The organism is Streptococcus caledonicus, assembly GCF_042656225.1.
Taxonomy (GTDB): Bacteria; Bacillota; Bacilli; order Lactobacillales; family Streptococcaceae; genus Streptococcus; species Streptococcus caledonicus.
In genome coordinates this window covers 204,358-226,205 of sequence record NZ_JBHSOJ010000015.1, presented here as the reverse complement: position 1 = coordinate 226,205, position 21,848 = coordinate 204,358, and the positions used below count along the sequence as shown (strand labels likewise).

Genomic DNA, 21,848 nt, shown 5'->3' with positions numbered 1-21,848 from the left:
CAAGGATTTCACGCCCTTCATATTACCTACAATTAACGCATGTGGCAATTCTTATATTTTTTCCCTGAACCACATGGGCACTTATCATTGCGGTCAACATCAGAAAAATCAATAGTTTCTTCTTCAACAGCACCTGGTGTTTGAGCTGCAATATTAGCTGTCGCAGATGTGTGAGATGATGACGGGACCTCTTCACGTCTTTGCTCATGAATCTGTGCTTTCATCATTGTACGAGTGATATCAAACTCAATTGAACCAATCATATCTTGGAACATCTTGAAGCCTTCAGATTGGTACTCAACAACAGGATTATTCTGAGCATACCCACGTAAACCAACTGCACTACGCAATTGATCCAAAGCATTCATATGCTCTGTCCAGTGATTATCAACCACCATCAAAATCAACACTTTTTGGAATTCTTTGAGAGATTCTTCATCACGAAGTTTACTGATTTGATTATCATAATGCGTCATTGCCTTGCCAAATAGCAGAGCCTTAATTTCAGCATCTTTTTTACCCTCTAAATCAGATAAAGTAATCTCTTCTTCTGGTAAAAGACTCATTTGTGCAAAATTAAGGATTGCCTCAAAAACTTCTTGACGATTATTAACACGTGCGTGAGCATCCACCGTACGATCAATCGTGCGTTTTACCATCGCCTTGATTTCTGGACCAAGGTCACGCTCTGCAGTGATAACATCGTAACGTTCTGCATAGATAATTTCACGTTGCTCTCTCATCACATCATCATATTGAAGGACCTGTTTACGGGTATCATAGTTATTCCCTTCAACACGTTTTTGAGCTGATTCAACCTGACGCGTTAACATTTTTGATTCAATAACCGTATCATCTTCATCAAGACGCATTTTCTCAAAGAGAGCTTTAATACGATCTGAACCAAAACGGCGCATCAAATCGTCTTCAAATGATAGGTAAAATTGTGATTCACCTGGATCCCCTTGACGTCCAGAACGTCCACGAAGCTGATTGTCAATACGACGACTTTCATGGCGCTCTGTACCAATCACACAAAGACCACCTAGTTCGCGAACACCCTCACCTAACTTGATATCCGTACCACGGCCGGCCATGTTGGTCGCAATAGTAACCGCACCACGCTGGCCTGCATTCATAATAATTTGAGCCTCTTTAGCATGGTTTTTCGCATTCAAGACTTCATGCGGTACACCAGCTTCAACTAATAATTTAGAAATCAAATCTGACGTTTCAACCGCAACCGTACCAACAAGGACTGGTTGCCCCTTTTCATAACGACGTTTCACATCCTCTACAACGGCTCTAAATTTCGCACGAAGAGTTGGATAAAGGAGATCTGAATTATCAATACGCTGAATTGGTCGGTTCGTTGGAATTGGAATCACGCGCATATTATAAACTTCACGGAATTCCTCTTCCTCAGTCTTAGCAGTACCAGTCATCCCTGACAATTTCTTGTACATACGGAAGAAGTTTTGGTAAGTAATACTTGCACTTGTCTTAGACTCATCTTGAATTGGCACATGCTCTTTAGCCTCAATCGCCTGATGAAGACCATCAGAGAAACGACGTCCTTCCATGGTACGACCTGTAAATTGATCTACAATTAAGATTTCCTTATTTGGACTAACCACATAATCAATATCTAAAGTCATGATATAGTTAGCACGCAAAGCATTGTCAATAAAGTGTGTCAAAGCAACATTCTCTAAATCATAAAGATTATCGAGTTTGAAATAGCTCTCAACCTTATCTATACCTGAATCCGATAAACCAATAGTCTTCGTTGGAATATCAATAATATAATCTTCCTCTGACAAGCCTTTAACACAATGATCTGCTAAATCGTATAACTTACTAATGTCTGTACTCTGAGCACCTGAGATAATCAATGGAGTACGCGCTTCATCAATAAGAACTGAGTCAACCTCATCAACCAAAGCATAGTTAAGCGGACGCTGTACCATAGCTTCTTTACGAGTAACCATGTTATCACGTAAATAATCAAAACCTACTTCAGAGTTGGTTGTGTAGGTAATATCACAATTATAAGCTTCACGTTTTTCTGCAGATGATTTTGCTGCTAAGTTAATCCCAACAGAGAGTCCTAACCAGCTATAAAGTTCTCCCATCTCCGTCGCATCACGTTCAGAAAGATATTCATTAACGGTAACAACGTGAACTCCCTCACCCGATAAAGCATTCAAATAAACAGGCATCGTCGCTGTCAAAGTCTTTCCTTCACCTGTACGCATTTCTGGAACGTCACCATGGTGAAGAACAATTCCCCCCATGACCTGTACATGGTATGGAAAAAGCCCAAGGACACGTTTGGCTGCCTCACGAACAACCGCATAAGCTTCTGGTAACAAATCATCTAGTGTTTCACCAGCTTGGTAACGCGCTTTAAATTCAGAAGTCTTAGCCTGAAGCTCCTCATCTGGGAGAGCCGCCATTGCTGATTCATAGCTTTCAACTTTTTTTGCTAATTTATCTAATTTTCGTAATTCACCCTTATCGTTTTCGATAAGTGTACGTAACATATTTGCCATTCTTTTTCCTTTCGAAAAACTTATCATATCATTCTAACATGATTTACCAATTTATTCAAGAATCCAAGAATATGATAATACAAAATTTATACTGAATTAAGCCCAAGACTTGCAATATTTAAGTCAAATAGAATCGTTTTATTAGCCCCTATTCTAATGATTTTGGCAGCTCCTCTGTTATAATCCTAGTGAACAAACAAATACACAAATTTTCAACTGGAGATTTTACATATTGTCTATATCAAAATATATTCACCTCACAAGCGGACAGTTTCTGCCTTCTCCCATACCTAATCCCAAACTTCTTCCTGCAACTACCGATAAATAGATTGTACTAACTCAATTTTTCAATAAAACTATCGGTTACCCCATTCCCACAACTAACAGGAAACAAAAAAAGACCAAATGGTCAAAGATATTTTCAATAAAATTTGAAATCGGTGGGCAAATGGTGGGCAAACACCCTCAAAACCTCGATATATCAAGGGGATAAAAGGAGAGGAGGGGATTCGAACCCCCGAGCCCCGTTAAGGACTACACGCTTTCCAAGCGTGCGCACTCGGCCACTATGCGACCTCTCCATATGGGTAAAGACTACCCAATAATTATAACATAAATATTCACGGTGTGGTTTACTATTTTTCAAATAAGCAACGATTTTAAAAGTCTGCTAAAACTTAAAATCTAGCTTCCACACGATATATAACCTGACCTTTATCAGAGAATTTTTTCTCGTATTCAGTCATAACATTGTTCGTGAACGTTTCATCAGCGTGTAAATCAAGCCAAACTTTTTTCAACGTCATTCCATACTGCGAAAAACTTGCCAAGCTGTATTCAAATAAGCCTCTATTATCCGTTTTAAAGTGAATCTCACCATGTTTCGGTAAAATTTGCTTATAAGTATCTAAAAACGTTTTATAAGTTAAACGACGTTTTTCATGCTTAGTCTTTGGCCAAGGATCAGAAAAATTCAAATACATCATATCAACTTCGCCGTCTTCGAAATAGTTTGTCAAACTCGAACCATCTACTCGAAGCAATTTCACATTTTTAGCCCCGCTTTCTAGAACCTTATCCAAAGCATAGCTCAATACGGATAGCTGAATATCAATACCAATGTAATTAATCTCTGGGTTTTGAAGAGCCATCCCTGTAATAAAGCCACCTTTACCAGAACCAACTTCGATGTGAATGGGATTATCATTTCCAAAAACCTCATGCCAATGTCCTTTTGACGCCTCAGGACTTAGGATGACATACTGAGGGTGATTTTCAAGATGCTCTTCCGCACCCTTTCGTTTTCTAACTCTCATATTTTCTTTCTAAAATAAACTTCTAAATTGGCGGAGCTCATAAATTTCACGATTAACATGTTCCATATCATAAACATCATAAAATTTTAGAATCTGTGACAAATAAGATAACTGCCCATACCAATAGATTTTCTTCTTAACCAGATCATTATTCTTATAACCATAATAACTGAGCCATTCTGCCCAACGATTATGAGGAATATAATGGCTTAAAATATGTGCTACGTCATACATCCGATCCGTTAAACGCACTGAATCCCAATCAACTAAGTAAACAAGCCCACTTGTTGTAATAACCCAATTACTATGACGAACATCACCATGGACAATGGTCGCTAATTCAGGATTAAAATCCGGAAGGTTTTTCTTTAATTCTGTTACGATTGATTGTAGGTAGATATTTTGACGCAACTGCATCGGAGCATTTTTATCCCAATCCTGTAAAAGTTCAAAAGGGTTTTCAATAATATAATTCAACTGCAAAAGTTGATTAACCAGGGGTTTTGAACGGTGCAACTGCAAAAGAATCTGAGCAATCTGCTTACTGTTCATGTCTGCTTTATTTAATAAACGCCCATCTAGCCATTCCTGTGCACTCATCATATCACCACCTGCTGTACGCTTAGCCCACAACAATTGCGGCGTGATGTGTTCCTTAGCCAAGGCAGCTAAAATCGGAGTTGTATTTAATTTGACAAAAACACGCTCACCATTAGGATATTCTCCCATAAAAGCCTGTCCACTTTTTCCCAACAAGGGTTTTAAGGTTAAGTCTTTATCCGTCGTAGTCACCTTAACTCTCCTTCAATTCTAGTCATTCCCTATTATTTTACTTGTTTTCAAGACTCTAGTCAATCATCTTCTTCACTTTATAACGTAAATATCCTTCTATAAGGACAAAATTTAAGACCAATAGCAGAGCTGCACTTTTTAAACTTCCAGAAAAAGGGAGTGACACTAAGGTCAGACCATAAATTAACACCTTCAAAAAAACCAATAAGTTTGTCTTTTTAAGACTTCTCCTAAGAGGAAAGAGCTCTGTCATATACTGATAATCATAGTGTCCGTATAGCGCTAGAAGCTGAAAAGCTAAAAGATAGGTGAACAAAAAAGCTAAACCAACTGCCAACCAATCAATTTTTACAAAAAAGAGGCAAACAAGAGACAGCAACATCAATCTTAATGCTAATCCTAGATAATCCCCAGAACGTAAAAAGGCACGCAAATAAAGATTACACCATGTCTTTGAAGAAGTTTTCTCAACATACTTTGTCACGACATCTAGATATGTTCGACGCTTAACTGAACTTGAAATTCCCTTAACAGTTGTAAAAAGGGCAAAAAATTTCAAAAGAGATTGTCGACGTTTTTGTTCCGCTGCAATAGCTTCACGCCAATCAAGTTCTCCAGTATTTGTTATAAATCGTCTAAGCTTATACTGAATACAAACATATTTCAGCCCTAAAATAAGCAATGCTAAGAAAACAAAGCCCCAAAATGAAATCCCTAGCAATACTAAAATAGGATACAGCAACAAAAGAAAAACAACTTCTAATGTTCCCCAAAGAACAAACGTTCTATTAGCCGCTCCTCTTATCCATTCTATAACTTCTTTTTCTTTAGTTAATATAAAAAATTGATCCGCTGGCTCTATAAATGTGGCAATTGAGCCTAAAGGTACCCCTCCCAAAATTAAGAGAGATAATACCAAGATAAGCCCCGATGGTTCCGTTGGAAAATGATCTAATAATTGGCGATATTGATAAAGTAAAAAACCAAGCAAAAAAATTAATACAAGCACAAAGTGATCATTAAAGACATATTTTAGATATTTAAGACAGCGATTATGAAAAGCTTGTCTACGTTCAATAAACCTCTCTCTCATCTTAAACCTCTTTAGTCAAAGCCATGTAAATATCATTCAGCGATGCTTCTTGATTACCAAAAGAATCTCGCAAATCAGCCAATGTCCCATGAGCCCTCACTTCACCTTTATGAAGAATGACAAATCGATCGCACATCTTCTCAGCCGAATCTAAAACATGGGTTGACATCAAAATAGATGTTCCTTTTTTCTTTTCCATTTCCAAAAGAGCAATTAAATCATTTATTGCCAATGGATCTAAACCTAAAAAAGGCTCATCTACAATCAACAATCTTGGCTCAACAATAAAAGCACAAGTAATCATAACTTTTTGCTTCATGCCTTTTGAAAACTGAGTAGGAAACCAATCCAGCTTATCTGTTAAACGAAACATTTCAAGTAAGGGCTCCGCACGCTCCAAAGCAACATCTACAACGATATCATAAGCCATGGCAACAGTCTCTAGATGCTCACGTAAAGTCAATTCCTCATAAAGGCTTGGCGTCTCAGGAATAAAACCAATTTTTTTACGGTACTCTTCTAAATGTTCAGATAAAGTCACCCCATCAATGGAAATACGACCTTCATAAGGTGTCAATAAACCAATTATCTCATTAATAGTCGTTGACTTACCAGCACCGTTAAGACCAATTAAGCCAACTAATTCACCGTCTTTAACTTCAAAGTTAACCTTTTTCAATACAGGAAGATTAACGTAGCCTCCTGTCACGTTTTCAAGTTTTAACATTTATTTCTCTCATCTTTTTTGATATAATGATTATATCAAAAAGACAGGAATAAGGTAATAGCAAATGGCAGATTGTATTTTTTGTAACATTATTTCAGGAGACATACCCTCTTGTAAAGTATACGAAGACCAAGAAGTTCTAGCATTTCTAGATATTTCTCAAACCACCCCAGGCCACACTCTCGTCATTCCCAAAGAACATGTTAGAAATGTCCTTGAAATGTCAGAATCAACAGCAAGCAGCCTCTTCAAACGTATCCCTAAAATTGCTCGAGCAATCCAAAAATCAACAAATGCACCAGCAATGAATATCATCAATAATAACGAATCAATTGCTGGCCAAACAGTCTTCCATGCTCATATTCACCTTGTCCCTCGCTACAGTGGAAACGACGGCATAAACATCACGTATACCACAAACGAACCCAATTTTGAAGTTTTAGGAAAAATGGCAGAGCAAATCGCTCAAGAGGTCAATCTATGAAATTTAACACATTTTTGATTGCCGGTCTCCTAACCGCAAGCGCAGTCCTACTCTATGAAAAAAAAGATCGTGTCATTGCACAACTCTCCGAGACCAAAAATAGCATTGACGGCATACAAACCAGCCTAGCAAATATAAAAAAGAACATTGATATTATCCAAAGTCAACAGCACATATTGAAAAACTTAAACCAAGAGTTAAGCTATAAAGGCCACGTTTTTAATAACGAGATTCGAGCCCATATCAATGAAATCAAAAACATCTCAGCAAAATATCAAACAACAGATAAATGATCTAGGAAAAAATTATGGCTCTATAATTTCTGTAGTAGGTAAATCCACCTCGGAGATTATGGAGCCTTTTTGAGTATGAAAAAAGCCCCATATGGCCTGTAATGAAAAGCAATCAAACCACTCATTAGAAAGAATCATATGGAACAATTAGATTTATCACAAACCTACTCGGAATTAAAGACCCTAATATCACTATTTTGGAGGTTGTGGATACTGGGAGCCGCAAGGAAGTCATCTCCAAGCTAGCCTACCTTGCTCCAAAATGCCAACATTGCCAGGGTCAAATGGCGAAATACGACTTCCAGAAACCATCCAAAATTCCTTATCTTGAGTGCGCAGGGTACAAGACACTCATTCGCTTGCGAAAGCGACGCTTTCGCTGTCAGGAGTGCGGAAAAATGGCGGTCACGGAGACGTCATTGATCAAGAAAAATCACCAGATTCCCCTCATTCTTAATCAAAAAATTACCCAGAAACTGACTGAGAAAGTCGCGATGACGGCTACCGCTGAAAGCCTTGCGGTATCAACCTCAACGGTTAGCCGAAAGCTAAAGGAATTCCAGTTCAAAACAGACCTGACCTGGATGCAAACTAACATGAGCTGGGACGAGTACAGCTTCAAAAAAGGCAAAATGAGCTTCATCGCGCAGGATTTTGACTCACTCAAGGTCGTCGCAATTCTGGATGGCGGACGCAGGCAACTATTCGCAACCCTTTCCTGCGCTACTCGAGAATCGTTAGGAACCGCGTCAAAGTCATTACTATGGACATGTTTAGCCCTTATTACGCTATCGCTAAGAAACTCTTCCATTCGGCTAAAATTGTCCTTGATCGTTTCCACATGGCCCAACACATGAGCCGTGCTATGAATAATCTACGCATACAGGTAATGAACCAGTTTGACCGAAAATCGCACGAATATCGAGCACTTAAACGCTACTGGAAACTAATTTTGCAAGATAGTCGCAAACTCAGCGATAAATGCTTTTATCGTCCCACGTTTCGTATGCACTTGACCAAGCAGGAGATTGTCGCTCAGCTACTCCGCTATTCTTAAGAACTGAGAGAACATTATGGACTTTATCAGCTATTGCTTTTTCACTTCCAAGAAAAGCAGGCTGAACAGTTTTTGGGTCTTATTGAAGAAGACTTATCCACTGTAAATCCTATATTTCAGACGGTTTTTAAGACTTTCTTGAAGAATAAAGACAAGATTGTCAACGCCTTGGAACTACCTTACTCAAACGCTAAACTTGAGGCCACTAACAACCTTATCAAGGTCATTAAACGGAATGGCTTTTGCTTTCGGAACTTTGAAAACTTCAAAACTCGTATTTTCATTGCACTAGATATAAAACGAGAGAAGACAAACGTAACCGCCCAATAACAGAGTATATTGAAAACGTTCCAAAATCTTAACTGACTTTGGAACGTTTTTGCTTGCAGTGGTCTTGAATGGTTTTATTCCATGGTAAATAACCTTCTAGAACCTCTTCTTTTGCGAGTGTCTTCTCATTTGGAAGATGGGTGATGTATTTTTCAGTATTCAAATCCGTGGCGCTTGGCCGTCTCCAGTAAACTCATGATGATAGCTGTTGACTTGGCGCCCTCAAAACTTTGAGAGAATAACCAATTTTTCCGACCGATGACAAGGGCTTTGCCAAGTTGTTCGATAAAACGAGATTCCCGTCCGCTAAACCCCTTCGGAAGGTGCTTTCGTATGTCAGGCTATACTCCAAGGCAGTACCTAATTTTGACCCAGGTAATACAACTTGCTTACGACACCACTCAAAGAACTCTGTCATTAAGCGAGCTAACTCTGTCTGGCGTTTATAATATCTCTCCTCAGCTGATAATACCTCCCACTCTCTTTCTAAGCTAAACATCTGGTCACAATAAGCCAAACCTTTGCCCCCTAAGGAAGTCTTGTCTGTCTGCTTCGGTGTTGCTTCAAAGAACTTCCTTCTGATATGTCCCCAACACCCTACTAGTTCTGCCTTCTCTAATTGCCTATAAGCCGACCACATATCACAATGGACATCCCCCTCATACTCATCCAGAAAATTCTTGACGACCTGCCCACTTCGACTCTTGTCGTGATAATAAAGGGTAATTCCCTTTTTGGCATGCTTGCCTGATAAAAACGTTCAATAGTAGGTCTTCTGACTGTCGCTTTCTAATACCTGATAAGAGGTTTCATCCGCATGAAGAATAGGCTGTTCCAGCAACTTCTCGTGTAGAAGGTCATAAAGAGACTCAAAATAGTATTGACTTGATTTGATATGCCAGTTGGCAATTTCTTTGCGTGTAATGAGCAAGCCCATTTTATTCCAATCCTCTTCTTGACGATAGTTGGGAACCTTCAAATTAAATTTCTGACGAATCGTATGAGCAATGATAGAGGCAGATCCCAAACTATGTGATAAGGAAGCTTTAGGAACAGGAGCCTTAATAATCTTATCAACGTGTCCCTCCTCACTGCAACTTTGACATTTATAGGCATGTTGGACATGGTCAACACGTTTTAATTGGGCAGGGATAAAGACCAACTCTTGTCTTTGGACGCAAGAGCCAATCTCTTTTAACTGACCATGACAGTCTGGACAACTGCAGTCTTCACCCTTTAGTTCATGATGGACTATTTCTGGAGTGAATTGGTTAAAAATAGCTTGACGAACGCCTTTAGATTTCCGACGTTTATAAGTGATAATCTCAGTTTCAACAGGGTAAATCAGAATCCTCTTCAGGAAGTTCTTCTTCAAAAAGGCTTAGTTATCCTAAAGGATAATGGACCTTCTCTGATGACTTGCCATAAAGTTTTTGACTCAAATAAGCCACTTGTTCACCAAGGAGGACGAGTTCATTAGACATGGTCTCTATCGTTTTTGTTAAACTTTCAATAATGTTATCTTTTGAACTCATGTTCATCCCTCCATTGTTTTTTTATATTATACCGAAAGAAAAGCCATGATTTCAATAGAAATCACGACTTTTTGTGATATTGATTTTAGGTGTAATAGAAACTCCCTTGATCAGCCAGTCAACCTGTTCAGAAGTTAAGGCTTTGACTTCCTTTTCTGTGTTTGGCCAGGTGAGTTTTCCATTTTCGAAACGTTTATAAAGTAGCCAGAAGCCTTGACCGTCCCAATAAAGTGCCTTAAAGCGATCTTTACGACCACCGCAAAATAGGAAGACTTGCCCTGAAAAAGGATCTAGTTCAAATTGACTTTTAACCAGATAGGCAAGTGAGTCAATCCCTTGACGCATATCAGTTTTCCCGCAGACAAGATAAACCTGCCCTAAATCACTGAGTTGAATCGTCATAGCTTAGCACCTTATCTAAAATAGCTTCTAACCTGTCTTGATTAAGGGATTGGAACAAGGTCAGTTCAAGTTTATCCAGTCGGATTTTCAGTAAGACATCATTTCTGGGTTTTGATTCAAACCGACGAGGTTATGGGGTTTCCAAAGGGACGATAGGTTGTGACATCAAATTAGCCTCCAGTTTTGTTTTCTAATAATAGTATAACGGAGGGGGAAAGAGTTTTACAGGTACTTCGTTATTAGACGCTTACGTTTCTAGTGAATTTTTATTTTTTCACTGTCCACTATAAGGGGAGTATACCATATCTCAACTTTCTATTTTTAATGGTATTAACAGATTGACGCAGTGGTTGATTGGAAGTCCTAAACCCTTGCTACGAAATCGTTAGCGGCCATCCTAATCAACTGTACGGAGGTGGGACGACAAAATCGCAATCGTCATTTTTTGACGATTTAACGATTTTTGTCCCACTCTCCTTCCTAACAGACTTACTTCTCGTCTTCGTCCATTGAAAGTACACTCAAGAAGGCTTCTTGGGGCACTTCGACAGATCCGATAGCTTTCATCCGTTTCTTACCAGCTTTTTGTTTTTCAAGCAATTTACGTTTACGAGACACGTCACCACCATAACATTTGGCCAAAACGTTTTTACGAAGGGCCTTGATGTCTGTACGAGCCACAATTTTTTGCCCGATAGCTGCCTGAATTGGCACTTCAAACTGTTGACGTGGAATGATTTTTTTCAATTTATCAACGATGAGTTTCCCTCGCTCATAGGCAAAGTCTTTGTGGACAATAAAGCTGAGCGCATCAACCTTATCACCGTTAAGGAGAATGTCCATTTTAACCAATTTAGAAGCACGGTATTCGGAAATTTCATAGTCAAATGAGGCGTAGCCACGTGTAGATGACTTTAATTTGTCAAAGAAGTCAAAGACAATCTCAGCCAGTGGAATTTGGTAAATGACATTCACACGATTATCATCAATATAATCCATAGTAACAAAATCACCGCGTTTACGCTGTGCTAATTCCATAACTGCACCAACATATTCCTGTGGCACCATGATTTGCGCTTTAACATAAGGCTCTTCAATGGACTGAATACGAGTTGGTTCAGGAAACTCAGAAGGGTTAGAAACCCTAACTTCTTCGCCATCAGTAGTATTGACATTATAAACTACCGATGGAGCTGTCATAATGAGGTCAATATTGAACTCACGCTCCAAACGTTCTTGGATAACATCCATATGAAGAAGTCCTAGGAATCCACAACGGAAACCAAAGCCAAGAGCTTGAGAGGTTTCTGGTTCAAATTGAAGACTAGCATCGTTCAATTGGAGTTTTTCAAGGGCTTCACGAAGGTCATTGTACTTATTAGATTCGATAGGGTACAGACCAGCGAAAACCATCGGATTCATCTGTTTATACCCAGACAACGCTTCGCTCGCAGGATTATTAACCAGAGTCACCGTGTCACCAACACGAGTATCTGCCACCGTCTTAATTGAGGCTGCAATATAACCAACATCACCAGTCGCTAAGTAGTCACACCCAATGGCTTTAGGTGTAAAAATACCCACTTCGGTAACATCAAAAGTTTTACCGTTACTCATCATCTGGATGGTATCACCTGGTTTCACAACACCATTAACCACGCGCACCTGCAAAATTACCCCACGATAAGGGTCATAAACCGAGTCAAAAATTAAGGCCTGAAGGGGCGCTTCCACATCTCCTGATGGTGCAGGAACTTTTTCAACAATTTGTTCAAGGATTTCTTCAATACCGATTCCAGCCTTAGCTGACGTTGGCACGGCCTCAGAAGCATCTAAACCGATAACATCTTCAATCTCTTGACGTACACGTTCTGGATCTGCCGCGGGAAGGTCAATTTTATTGATAATTGGCAAGATTTCCAAATCATTATCCAAGGCAAGATACACATTGGCAAGCGTCTGCGCTTCAATCCCTTGAGCCGCATCAACCACTAAGATTGCTCCCTCACAGGCTGCTAGAGAACGTGATACCTCATAGGTAAAGTCCACGTGTCCTGGCGTGTCAATCAAGTGGAAAATATAGGTTTCACCATCTTTGGCCTTGTAATTCAACTGAACAGCATTCAGTTTGATGGTAATCCCACGCTCACGCTCTAAATCCATGCTATCTAAAAGTTGCGCCTGCATTTCACGACTTGAAACTGTCTCGGTTTTTTCTAAAATACGGTCAGCTAAGGTTGATTTCCCGTGGTCAATATGAGCAATAATCGAGAAGTTACGAATCTTCTCTTGTCGTTTTTTTAATTCATCAAAAGTTGACATTTTTCTTAATCTTTCCAAAAAATAAGTTCCTAATGTATTATACCAAAAAAGATCCATAGACAAAAGTCTAACATCCATCAAGTCCACGCCGTACGTATGAAAAATGCATATAACCATTCTTTAGCTACATGCATTTTTTTATTTCACAATTCCACCTTACTACATGGAAAATAACAAAAAAGAGAGGCTGGCAAAAATTCGATTTTTTACCTTTCTCGTAAAAACTGAACAATATAAAACGGCTTAAACTAAACGTTTCTTAGCGACATTAACCTAGGCCGTTTATTATTTTAAAACTTTTTACCTAGTCAAATATTCCATATATAAAATGGCGATACTTATAGATAGTTAGCTAAAAATTTTAACAATTTATTTAATTTTTAAATATTGTTTTGAACTTACCTTCTACGCTTACTCTTCTTATCTACTTTTTGACCATAATTACCATAATTGCCATAATTACCATACGCCCCATAAGAATCAACTTGACTATCAACTTTATTCAAGACGATTCCAAGAAAAGTAGCTCCACTCTGATCCATTTGCTCTTTAGCTTTTTGAATAAATTTACGTTTAATCGCACCAGCTTCTGTCACAATAATAGTTCCATGACATTTTTGCGCAATGATAGCTGCATCAATAACTAAGCCAATCGGAGGAGTATCAATGATAATATAATCATAATATTCCTTTAAACTGTCAATCATGCTAGTAAAGTTCATATTTTGCAGCAAAGTCGTAGGATTCGGAGCCGTTTTACCTGCAGGAATTATAGAAAGGTTGGGAATATTCGATTCACAAATTACTTCCGATAAGTAAGCATTGCCTGATAAATAGCTTGTTAATCCACTAACCTTACCTGTTGCTTTAAATGTTCCGGATAATACCGAATTACGAGTATCTGCATCTATCAAGAGAGTCTTGAAACCTGCCTGAGCAAACGAAATTGATAAATTTGTTGAAGTGGTTGACTTCCCTTCACCAGGTTGCACTGAAGTTAGCGCAATAACACGAATTTCTTGACCACTAAATTGGATATTAGTCCGAATACTATTACAATACTCTTCAACTTCCGTATAGAGGTTGTGTTTGGATTTTACTAATTCTAAACTTGCCATGATAACTCCCTATTTGACCTTATTTTATATCTGGAATGATGCCTAGAAGTGTCATATGTAGTACTTCTTCAACATCTTCAACACGGTGTACACGGTCATCCAATAATTCTTTAATAAGAACAATAACGACTGCTAAAAAACCGCCTACTAAAAAACCTAAAAGTGTATTTCTTTTAAGATTAGGTGATGAAGGTGATGAAGACGGTTCTGCTTCTTCAATTGTTTTTACATCTTCTACATTAGTCACTTCTTTAATTTTTTCAGAAGCAACTTCCCGATAAGTATTAGCTAATTGACTAGCAACCTCTGGATTCTCATCTTGCACCGAAATAGAAATAATACGAGTATTAACAGGAATATCAATTCTGGTTTTAGCACTCAAACCAGAAATACTTAAGTCTAGTTGCTCACGCTCAATAACTGCAGTAAGTACTGTTTTAGAGGCAATGATTTCCTTATAGTCTTTTACTAAATAATCCCCTGCCTGTAAATCTTGAGTCGAAATTTTCGATTCGTCTGTCCCTTTATTAACCACATAAAGTTTTGTAAGTGATTCATACTGAGGTGTCAATAAAAAAATACTACCCGCTAGCGCCATAAACGCAAATGTTAAAGCCGAAAAAATGATAGCAAATTTGCGTACCCATAATTTTTTCAGAAGGTGTACGACATCTATTTCTTGTTGTGTGTCATTTTGATTTTGCATGTTTTCTCCTAAATAAATTGATTTGCTAATAATGTTACTTGATTGTCATGAAAGAGTTGTTTAGCTTTCTTTACCCCAAATTTCTTCTCAATAATGGTATAAGCTTCTTGCATATAAGGTTTCCGATTATCTAAATTATGCATATCGCTTGCAACACAATGCACCAGATCTTCATCTAAAAAATAAGCTACTCTTTTTTTATAAATCTTATACTTATCCCCAAATAATTTTGTCTTTAGAACGTGAATACTATTAACTTGCGTGTAACACCCCATATCAATCAATTCCTTGACTCTAGCCCTATTATTTTCTAAGGCATCGTACCGTTCAATATGAGCAATAATTGGTGTCACGCCAATATTTAATAAATCAATCACCGCACCGTGTATTATTTTCCAAGGTGTCCCTGTACTAAATTCAATTAAGGCAAAACGGGTACCACCCATCGTTGGAATCGTTTGATTTTCTAGTTTTTCAACGATATCTGTTGTAAAATAAAGTTCACCACCATAGAGAAGAGTCATTTCTGGTAAAAGTTTTTGAATTTCTTCTTTTAACAAAATAAAATTTGCAAAGATTGTAACTTCAGGCGTTTCAAACATTCCTTTTCTCCGATGTGATGTCGCTACAATTGTTGTAACACCTTGTCGATAAGCTTCCTTGATAAGTTCAATACTTTCTTCCAATGTATCGGGACCATCATCAACTCCAAAGATAATATGTGAATGGATATCTATCATCGTTAATTTCCTTCCATTGTCGCTTTAATGACATCTTTAGCACTATTAAGACTCGATTCATCAAGACGCAACATATAAAGACTTGCTGTTGGCATAGCATATGAAGGAAGCTCACCAATTGATCCTGTTCCAGTAATAGCCTGAGACCTCACCTCATAACTTTGTCCTGTCTCTAACTGAGTGTTAGCTAAAGTCATCATCGTTTCAAAAGGCATATTTGTTTGAATAGAATCACCTAATCCATTAATAATATCACTATACTTAGCAATAGAGTCCAGACTAGTTAATTTATTAATAAGTGCTGCAATCACTTTAGTTTGATTCTTACCTCTATCATTGTCACCGTCCACTAATGAATATCGTTCACGAACAAAAACCAGAGCCTGTTTCGAATCCATGGTCACTTCTCCTACCGGAAATTGATAATTGCCACTGGTAAACTCTTGTTCATTTGTGACCGTAACTCCTCCAACTAAATCAATCAATTTTAAAAATGTCGAAAAATTGATTCGTGCATAGTAATCAATATTAATTCCATAAAGATTTTCCAATGTATGAATAGACGAGTCTACGCCATAAATTCCTGCGTGAGTTAACTTATCATACTGATTATTTCCACCGTCCGCAATAGGAACATAAGAATCCCTAGGAGTAGTTGTTAATAAAACCTTATGCGTCTTCTGATTAACAGTCATTATGATATTGACATCTGAACGTGAAACCGATGAAATAGATCCATAGGTGTCAATGCCAGAAATGTAAATATTAAAACTATCTGAATTCATTTTAGGAGTATTACTATTTTCAATTTTTTTCTTAATAGTATAAGTATAAATTGTTTTTAACTTATTATCAAAATCCTCATGGTTACTTCTCAATAACTCGGTATACGCAGAATTCATTACCATTGCCTTATCTTCACCAGCCAATAGACTTTCATAAGCTGAAGAATAAGATAACGACGTTGTTTCAGTTAATCTAATTCCTTTATTACGATTAATATGATCTAATAACATTGAAATATTATTTGCATCACTAGCAATTGGTGCCAAAACAGAATTGAGCTGCGTAACATCAGAAATGCCAATATCTACTGGAACCACAACACTCATTTCAACTTGTGACACACGAGCAGTTGTATTAAGTTTATTTGAAAAGTCCAAAGCTGACTTAACAAAAAACAATCCTGTACTTAAAGCAACAACGATCAAACTAAGTAAAACTGTGGCAATAACCTTAGCTTTTTTTGATAAAATCCAAAAGAAGAGAATCACCATAGAAATTCCTAAGAAAACTGGAATAATAAGGTTTAAATGATTAAAAGCTAAGATATTATATGTTAACATAGAAAATACTACTGCAAGAGCTAGCAGAGCGACTAGAGTCCACAAGGTAAAGTTTAGAATACCTAAAAAACCATGCTTTGACGAGTTTCCGGGTTTTCTATGTTGACTCCGTGAAGACATAACAATCCCCCATTTTATTTATAAATTTCCTCTTATTATAACTTAAATTTCCCATTTTTACAAACGTCTTACCATATACTACTCACTTTTCTTAATATCTTCTTTCAATTCTTCAACATTAAATTTTGCAAAAAGATATTTTCTGTCCTGAACAGGAAAACGTTGATCTAACTGATCAACAGGTCCCACTTCAAAAATCCCTTCCTGAATAACAAAGTCCATGACATGACCACCAAAACAATGATCATCTGATAAAAAATGTAAATGATAACCTGCAACACTGACCCCGTGGAACATTTCAGGAGTCCAGATACCAACAATAGTCCCAGTGACATGTTCTGTTTTATGCTCTGGCTGATTAATAGCTACCTCAGAAAATTTACGATCACTATTTGATTTTGGAATCATTCGTACATGCATATGACTAAAAGTGCCATGGATTTTAATCGATCGAAAAAGGTTTTCTCCATCATAGTAAGATTCAATACGTTTTTCCAACTCTTTATCAGTCATTTCAAAACGTTGCTTAAAAATAACTTCTGCTTGATGAGGAACAACTGCTGCATACGGAACCTTAACATGAGCCGGTACTTCAATAACCTGAATTCGTCCACTTGTAGATTTTACCTGATAGGCAATCCCTTCAAGGATTATTAATTCACCATCAATAGAATCTAGAGTTCCAATTCCTAAATTACCGTGTTCTAAAAGCTCTCCTATTGTCAAAGACCCCTCATAGAGCCCTGCCATAAGGGCTCCCAAGGTATTATATTGAAATAATTTTATCGGTTCTGACACTAGAGTTCCTCCTTAAAACTAATCATGTTCATGTCATCAGGAACCATCGTCAAATAGCGCTCTATAATCTCTTTGGCCTCATTACGATGTCCAAACTCTCGCAAAATATAAGCATAATCTTGTAAAAACTCTGGATTTTCCGACAGATCATCTGAAATCTCTCTATAAATTGTAAGTGCCTCTTCTTCTTGATCTAATCCTTGATAGGCTTTAGCAATATTCCACTTTGTTAGAACCAAGTCAATATCTTCTAATTCTAGTGCAATCACATCTTCATATCGTTCTTCTTCTAGGTATAATGTTGTCAAACGTAAAAGCACTTCTTCAACATCTTCTGCTAATTCATACGCTGATAAAAGATAAGATTCTGACAATTTTCTATCATGGGTTTCATAAGCAAGTTGCGATGCTAGAAGGAATAGTTGGCTATCAAACTCATTCTTAGCTAAACCTTGTTGGACTAAACGTAGAGCTTCCTCTAGTTTATTCTCTGCCTTTAATGATAGAGCATAAACATATTCGTATCCTGGAAAATCATAATTCATGGCCTCTAGTTGCTTAAAGTATAAATTAGCTTTTTGGTATTCTTTTTGATCATGTAAAATCACTCCTAAATCAAAAGCTATAACATCATCATACTCAATCTCTAAAGCTTTTTCTAAAAACTCAACTGCAACTTCAAATTTACCAAGATTAGCATAAGAGCGCCCAATTCTGTGGTACGTTGAAATTCCAGTCATTCCTAAAATATGACGATTATCTAACTGAGCGTAGTAATCAATAGCGTCCTTATAATGTTCAAGTTCATATTCTAATTCAGCTAAACCAAATATCACTAATGGTTCCGATGATAGTTTAGAAGCTAATAAAAGCTTATCTCGCGCTACGTCCGTCAAGCCTTCCATCTGATAAAGATCTGCCATGACTAAAAGTGCCGACAGATACTCTTCACTATTTTCTGATATAGCATTAAGATAAAGGAAAGCTTCCTCCATGTCACCATCTTCTGCAACAATCTGAGCAAGATTAATATTAACTTCTGGATAAATTTCTTTTAGTTTATTATAAATTAGTTTAGCCTGTGGGTAAAATCCAATACTTTCAAGATATTCAGCTAATTCCAATAGAATTTCGTTTGGATCATTATCAAGAGCTTTTTGAAAATATTTTTCTGCGTGAGCAAGGTCTTTAGCTTGTAATGAAGCTAACATTTTCTCACTATTTAACATCAATCTCTCCTTTTATGTCTTTCTGCTCTGCTATTTCTTCATACAAACCACTAACACTCTTATACCAATCAAAAATTTCTGCTAAAACAACTTTTGCTGCCGCATAAGCAGGGATTCCAAGAAACACTCCCCAAACACCAAAAGCTGACCCTGACACTAGGAGCGTAAACATAATCGTAATTGGATGAATATTTAACTTACTTCCTAAAACAAACGGGGTTACAAATCGCCCTTCAACAGTCTGCTCAATGGTAAAAACAACAGCTACTTTTACTAACATTAAAGGACCTTCAACTAACGCTAAAATGACAACAGGTACCATGGCTAGAAAACTGCCAAGATAAGGAATCATATTTAAAAATCCTGCAGTAATACCAAATGTGACTGCGTAAGGTAATCCAATTACAGTAAAAAGAATTGAGAACATAATCCCAACAACAGCAGCAACAGTCACTTGACCTTGAACATATCCTGCTAGCTGTGAATTAACATTGTGCAAAATCCTTGCGGTTGTTTCTCTCATTGCTGTTGGCAAAAATTTCACGAAGCCATCTTTCATCGTGTCACCGTCTCTAAGCATGTAAAAAATGATAAAAGGTGAAATAATAACTGCAACTGTCACTCGTGCTACAGCACCTGCAACATTTCCAGCCCAGTCCACAGCATTTTTAGAGAAAGTTTGCGCAAATTCTAAAGCCTTACCAGAAAAATCAGTCACAAGGCTTTCCAATTGTGGTCGAAATTGTGCCAATCGATCGTCTTTTAAAATAAGAGTAATTTGATTCTCAACATCTCTAATATAATTAGGGAGATTGGTAACAAACGATGTTAACTGAGTTTCAATCATGGGAACCAGCGCAGCAACTGCCCAAATTAAAAATAGGATCACACCCAAAAAAACAATTGAAATAGCGGATACTCGACCAAAATTGCGTTTTTCTAGCCAATCTACAGCTGGCTTTAGAAGATAGTAGATTAAAGCTGATATAACCAATGGTAAACTAACAACAGCTAAAAAGGAAAAAATTGGACTCAACAAAGAGCTGATGTGACTAAATACCCAAATGTTCAAAAAAACCAAAAGCATCACTAGCAAAACTGTCACACCTTGATTGTTTAGAAACCAACGAAAAAACCAACTCAATGAAAATTTGTTATCATCTTTCATAAACATTCTCCAGCTACATTTATTCTACCTATCATTATACCAAAACTCAGATAAAAAAATCACCAATTAAGGTGAGTTTCCACGACATATGCATAAAGAAAATGCATGTAACCATTTTCTACCTACATGCATTTTCTTCAAAATATCTTCATACCAATTACATAAGTGCATCGGTTCATCCTCTATTTCACCTATCTATATTATAACAAAATTTCATGATAAAATTATAACTTTTTATGAAAAATCGTTATGAGAAAGCGATATTTTTTCATGAGTTTCTCGGAGTGAGTTTCAACTGATAAAATAGAGAAGTTGATAAGTGTAAGAATAGACTAGTTGTACGGATAAAATATTACTTTTTTTTCAGCCAAGTTTCCACTCTCATAAGTCATCTTAGCAGAAAAAAACGGAACATCTTCTAAAATCCATTTGAACATTTCGTAATCCCCTTCCCAAGTTGGCTTAGATAAGACTTGATCATAAGGAACCCATTCTAAAGTTCCCTCAGGACAATCTTCTAATAACTCACCTGAAAATTGAGTGACTTTAAAAACATAGGTATACCAATCATGACCTGGCGTAAATTCTGGAAAAGTAATTATTCCACATAACTCCATGTCATCAACTTTAAGGCCAGTTTCTTCAAAAACTTCACGAACTGCACACTCTTCTGGACTTTCTCCTTTTTCAAGCTTCCCTCCAACAGAAATCCATTTCCCTAAATGGACATCATTAGGTTTTTTATTACGATGTAAAAGCAGTAATTCTCTTCCATTATCAATATAACAAATCGTTGCTAGCTTCATATCTACTCCTTTCATATCTATAATCTATTATAACAAAAGTAAATTTCATAAGCTAAAAACTTTTAAAAAAGAAATTTTTATGGTTTAATAAAGTTATCTTAAAAGAAAGGGGTTCCAAAATGAATCCACAAGACCTATTTAACCAAGTTAAAGAACTAATTGAAAAGAAAGACTTCTCAGCAGCAGTTAATTTTGTCAATGAGCAAAAAGATAATCTCGGAGAATACTTTGAGCAAGCAAAAACTCTCGTTGAAGGTGCGCAAGGTGCCGACAGCCTTCTCGACAAGGTCAAGGGCCTATTTGGAAAATAATGATGTTAAAAAGGGAGAATAAAGTCAACGCTCCCCTTTTTTTACAATTAGTATAAAAAATCAAAAAGAGGTTAGGACAAATTGATATACTCCCCTTATAGTGGACAGTGAAAAAAACAAAAATTCACTAGAAACTAAAAGGGGAGTTTTCGTATGTCAAAAAGAAGTCCAAAATCAGTAGAAGAAAAACTAGAGATTGTAAACTTGTATTTAGAAAAAGGGAAATCCATTTCAAGCTTAATAAGGGAATATGGCGTTAGTGATACCACCATTAGAACTTGGGTTCGTAAATACAAACATCTAGGTATAGCAGGATTAAGAGAAAGTAATACTTGGACGAGGTACTCAAAAGAAATCAAAGAACAAGCCGTACAAGATTATCTATCTGGACGAGGAAGTTTGGAGACAATCATTGAAACTTACTACATATCATCTGGAAGTGTTCTCGAAAAGTGGCTAAAACAAACGGTATACTAGTGGTAAAGAAATCAAAGCAACTAGTAAAGGATTAAGTCGTATGAAACAGGGACGTAAAACCACTTTTGAAGAACGTGTGGAGATTGTCAACTTCACCATTATTCATGATAAGGACTATCAGGC

19 protein-coding genes, 1 tRNA gene and 4 pseudogenes are annotated in these 21,848 nt (G+C 37.1%); 5 read left to right on the top strand and 19 right to left on the bottom strand.

From position 1 onward, the window contains the following. Nucleotides 1-32 precede the first annotated feature (32 nt). The 6 genes from secA to ACFPQ3_RS02930 all read right to left on the bottom strand — a co-directional run bounded on the left by secA (nt 33) and on the right by ACFPQ3_RS02930 (nt 6,483). Nucleotides 33-2,555, bottom strand: coding sequence for a preprotein translocase subunit SecA (gene secA, locus ACFPQ3_RS02955; RefSeq protein ID WP_156806520.1), 2,523 nt, complete (start codon nt 2,553-2,555; stop codon nt 33-35). Nucleotides 2,556-3,049: 494 nt separating this feature from the next. Beyond that, nucleotides 3,050-3,136, bottom strand: a tRNA-Ser gene (locus tag ACFPQ3_RS02950). Between the two features lie 96 nt (nt 3,137-3,232). After that, nucleotides 3,233-3,871, bottom strand: a complete 639-nt coding sequence (trmB, locus tag ACFPQ3_RS02945; RefSeq protein ID WP_156806519.1) for a tRNA (guanosine(46)-N7)-methyltransferase TrmB — start codon at nt 3,869-3,871, stop codon at nt 3,233-3,235. Between the two features lie 9 nt (nt 3,872-3,880). Then, a complete protein-coding gene (ccrZ, locus tag ACFPQ3_RS02940) occupies nt 3,881-4,663 on the bottom strand; it encodes a cell cycle regulator CcrZ (RefSeq protein ID WP_156806518.1) in 783 nt (260 codons plus the stop codon). A gap of 55 nt (nt 4,664-4,718) precedes the next feature. Next, nucleotides 4,719-5,756 carry an ABC transporter permease gene (locus ACFPQ3_RS02935; RefSeq protein ID WP_156806517.1) on the bottom strand — a complete coding sequence of 346 codons (1,038 nt, stop codon included), beginning with the start codon at nt 5,754-5,756 and terminating at the stop codon, nt 4,719-4,721. Between the two features lies 1 nt (nt 5,757). Beyond that, entirely contained in the window at nt 5,758-6,483 is a 726-nt protein-coding gene (locus ACFPQ3_RS02930) for an ABC transporter ATP-binding protein (protein WP_156806516.1), read from the bottom strand. Between the two features lie 64 nt (nt 6,484-6,547). Here ACFPQ3_RS02930 and ACFPQ3_RS02925 point away from each other — a divergent pair, with 64 nt between their 5' ends. The 3 genes and pseudogenes from ACFPQ3_RS02925 to ACFPQ3_RS02915 all read left to right on the top strand — a co-directional run bounded on the left by ACFPQ3_RS02925 (nt 6,548) and on the right by ACFPQ3_RS02915 (nt 8,647). Beyond that, the gene (locus tag ACFPQ3_RS02925; protein WP_156806515.1) at nt 6,548-6,967 is read left to right on the top strand and encodes an HIT family protein; all 420 of its coding nucleotides are present in this window, start codon (nt 6,548-6,550) and stop codon (nt 6,965-6,967) included. Further along, entirely contained in the window at nt 6,964-7,260 is a 297-nt protein-coding gene (locus tag ACFPQ3_RS02920; protein WP_156806514.1) for a chemotaxis protein, read from the top strand. The genes ACFPQ3_RS02925 and ACFPQ3_RS02920 overlap by 4 nt, the downstream gene beginning before the upstream one ends. A gap of 146 nt (nt 7,261-7,406) precedes the next feature. Further along, nucleotides 7,407-8,647 (top strand): annotated as a pseudogene (locus tag ACFPQ3_RS02915) (ISL3 family transposase). A 28-nt stretch (nt 8,648-8,675) separates the two neighbouring features. On the opposite strand, the pseudogene tnpC reads toward ACFPQ3_RS02915, so the two are convergent. The 13 genes and pseudogenes from tnpC to ACFPQ3_RS02850 all read right to left on the bottom strand — a co-directional run bounded on the left by tnpC (nt 8,676) and on the right by ACFPQ3_RS02850 (nt 20,937). After that, a pseudogene (gene tnpC / locus ACFPQ3_RS02910) lies at nt 8,676-10,022 on the bottom strand (IS66 family transposase). A gap of 13 nt (nt 10,023-10,035) precedes the next feature. Further along, nucleotides 10,036-10,182 (bottom strand): annotated as a pseudogene (locus tag ACFPQ3_RS02905) (IS66 family transposase); the annotation flags it as partial. Between the two features lie 51 nt (nt 10,183-10,233). Continuing rightward, a complete protein-coding gene (gene tnpB, locus ACFPQ3_RS02900) occupies nt 10,234-10,584 on the bottom strand; it encodes an IS66 family insertion sequence element accessory protein TnpB (protein WP_380433555.1) in 351 nt (116 codons plus the stop codon). Continuing rightward, a pseudogene (locus tag ACFPQ3_RS02895) lies at nt 10,565-10,750 on the bottom strand (hypothetical protein). Before ACFPQ3_RS02895 ends, tnpB begins: the two are co-directional and overlap by 20 nt. 323 nt (nt 10,751-11,073) lie before the next feature. Then, nucleotides 11,074-12,906 carry a translation elongation factor 4 gene (gene lepA / locus ACFPQ3_RS02890; RefSeq protein WP_156807212.1) on the bottom strand — a complete coding sequence of 611 codons (1,833 nt, stop codon included), beginning with the start codon at nt 12,904-12,906 and terminating at the stop codon, nt 11,074-11,076. Between the two features lie 398 nt (nt 12,907-13,304). Beyond that, on the bottom strand, nt 13,305-14,024 hold the full coding sequence (locus ACFPQ3_RS02885; protein ID WP_156807211.1) for a tyrosine-protein kinase: 720 nt from the start codon (nt 14,022-14,024) through the stop codon (nt 13,305-13,307). A 19-nt stretch (nt 14,025-14,043) separates the two neighbouring features. Beyond that, a complete protein-coding gene (locus ACFPQ3_RS02880) occupies nt 14,044-14,730 on the bottom strand; it encodes a Wzz/FepE/Etk N-terminal domain-containing protein (RefSeq protein ID WP_156807210.1) in 687 nt (228 codons plus the stop codon). An 8-nt stretch (nt 14,731-14,738) separates the two neighbouring features. Then, complete coding sequence (cps4B, locus tag ACFPQ3_RS02875; RefSeq protein WP_156807209.1) at nt 14,739-15,470, bottom strand: capsular polysaccharide biosynthesis protein Cps4B; 732 nt, start codon at nt 15,468-15,470, stop codon at nt 14,739-14,741. A gap of 2 nt (nt 15,471-15,472) precedes the next feature. Next, nucleotides 15,473-16,936 carry an LCP family glycopolymer transferase CpsA gene (gene cpsA / locus ACFPQ3_RS02870; protein ID WP_156807208.1) on the bottom strand — a complete coding sequence of 488 codons (1,464 nt, stop codon included), beginning with the start codon at nt 16,934-16,936 and terminating at the stop codon, nt 15,473-15,475. Nucleotides 16,937-17,014: 78 nt separating this feature from the next. Next, complete coding sequence (budA, locus tag ACFPQ3_RS02865; RefSeq protein ID WP_156807207.1) at nt 17,015-17,734, bottom strand: acetolactate decarboxylase; 720 nt, start codon at nt 17,732-17,734, stop codon at nt 17,015-17,017. Next, the gene (locus ACFPQ3_RS02860; protein WP_156807206.1) at nt 17,734-18,963 is read right to left on the bottom strand and encodes a tetratricopeptide repeat protein; all 1,230 of its coding nucleotides are present in this window, start codon (nt 18,961-18,963) and stop codon (nt 17,734-17,736) included. Before ACFPQ3_RS02860 ends, budA begins: the two co-directional genes overlap by 1 nt. Then, nucleotides 18,953-20,131 (bottom strand): AI-2E family transporter, encoded by a 1,179-nt coding sequence (locus tag ACFPQ3_RS02855; protein ID WP_156807205.1) that lies wholly within the window; start codon nt 20,129-20,131, stop codon nt 18,953-18,955. Before ACFPQ3_RS02855 ends, ACFPQ3_RS02860 begins: the two co-directional genes overlap by 11 nt. Before the next feature lie 332 nt (nt 20,132-20,463). Further along, nucleotides 20,464-20,937 carry an NUDIX hydrolase gene (locus ACFPQ3_RS02850; protein WP_156807204.1) on the bottom strand — a complete coding sequence of 158 codons (474 nt, stop codon included), beginning with the start codon at nt 20,935-20,937 and terminating at the stop codon, nt 20,464-20,466. A 119-nt stretch (nt 20,938-21,056) separates the two neighbouring features. Here ACFPQ3_RS02850 and ACFPQ3_RS02845 point away from each other — a divergent pair, with 119 nt between their 5' ends. Both ACFPQ3_RS02845 and ACFPQ3_RS02840 read left to right on the top strand, forming a co-directional pair. Then, nucleotides 21,057-21,248, top strand: coding sequence for a hypothetical protein (locus ACFPQ3_RS02845; RefSeq protein WP_156807203.1), 192 nt, complete (start codon nt 21,057-21,059; stop codon nt 21,246-21,248). A gap of 153 nt (nt 21,249-21,401) precedes the next feature. Then, the gene (locus ACFPQ3_RS02840) at nt 21,402-21,725 is read left to right on the top strand and encodes a helix-turn-helix domain-containing protein (protein ID WP_156807202.1); all 324 of its coding nucleotides are present in this window, start codon (nt 21,402-21,404) and stop codon (nt 21,723-21,725) included. Nucleotides 21,726-21,848: the final 123 nt, after the last annotated feature.

Bases quoted from the DNA above. Each gene is read 5' to 3' on its own strand.
- ACFPQ3_RS02930 (WP_156806516.1), bottom strand. From the start codon at position 6,483: ATGTTAAAACTTGAAAACGTGACAGGAGGCTACGTTAATCTTCCTGTA.
- ACFPQ3_RS02935 (WP_156806517.1), bottom strand. From the start codon at position 5,756: ATGAGAGAGAGGTTTATTGAACGTAGACAAGCTTTTCATAATCGCTGT.
- ACFPQ3_RS02845 (WP_156807203.1), top strand. From the start codon at position 21,057: ATGAATCCACAAGACCTATTTAACCAAGTTAAAGAACTAATTGAAAAG.
- ACFPQ3_RS02860 (WP_156807206.1), bottom strand. From the start codon at position 18,963: ATGTTAAATAGTGAGAAAATGTTAGCTTCATTACAAGCTAAAGACCTT.
- ACFPQ3_RS02840 (WP_156807202.1), top strand. From the start codon at position 21,402: ATGTCAAAAAGAAGTCCAAAATCAGTAGAAGAAAAACTAGAGATTGTA.
- ACFPQ3_RS02855 (WP_156807205.1), bottom strand. From the start codon at position 20,131: ATGAAAGATGATAACAAATTTTCATTGAGTTGGTTTTTTCGTTGGTTT.
- trmB (WP_156806519.1), bottom strand. From the start codon at position 3,871: ATGAGAGTTAGAAAACGAAAGGGTGCGGAAGAGCATCTTGAAAATCAC.
- ACFPQ3_RS02850 (WP_156807204.1), bottom strand. From the start codon at position 20,937: ATGAAGCTAGCAACGATTTGTTATATTGATAATGGAAGAGAATTACTG.
- cpsA (WP_156807208.1), bottom strand. From the start codon at position 16,936: ATGTCTTCACGGAGTCAACATAGAAAACCCGGAAACTCGTCAAAGCAT.
- ACFPQ3_RS02925 (WP_156806515.1), top strand. From the start codon at position 6,548: ATGGCAGATTGTATTTTTTGTAACATTATTTCAGGAGACATACCCTCT.
- cps4B (WP_156807209.1), bottom strand. From the start codon at position 15,470: ATGATAGATATCCATTCACATATTATCTTTGGAGTTGATGATGGTCCC.
- secA (WP_156806520.1), bottom strand. From the start codon at position 2,555: ATGGCAAATATGTTACGTACACTTATCGAAAACGATAAGGGTGAATTA.
- ACFPQ3_RS02885 (WP_156807211.1), bottom strand. From the start codon at position 14,024: ATGGCAAGTTTAGAATTAGTAAAATCCAAACACAACCTCTATACGGAA.
- ACFPQ3_RS02880 (WP_156807210.1), bottom strand. From the start codon at position 14,730: ATGCAAAATCAAAATGACACACAACAAGAAATAGATGTCGTACACCTT.
- ACFPQ3_RS02920 (WP_156806514.1), top strand. From the start codon at position 6,964: ATGAAATTTAACACATTTTTGATTGCCGGTCTCCTAACCGCAAGCGCA.
- lepA (WP_156807212.1), bottom strand. From the start codon at position 12,906: ATGTCAACTTTTGATGAATTAAAAAAACGACAAGAGAAGATTCGTAAC.
- tnpB (WP_380433555.1), bottom strand. From the start codon at position 10,584: ATGACGATTCAACTCAGTGATTTAGGGCAGGTTTATCTTGTCTGCGGG.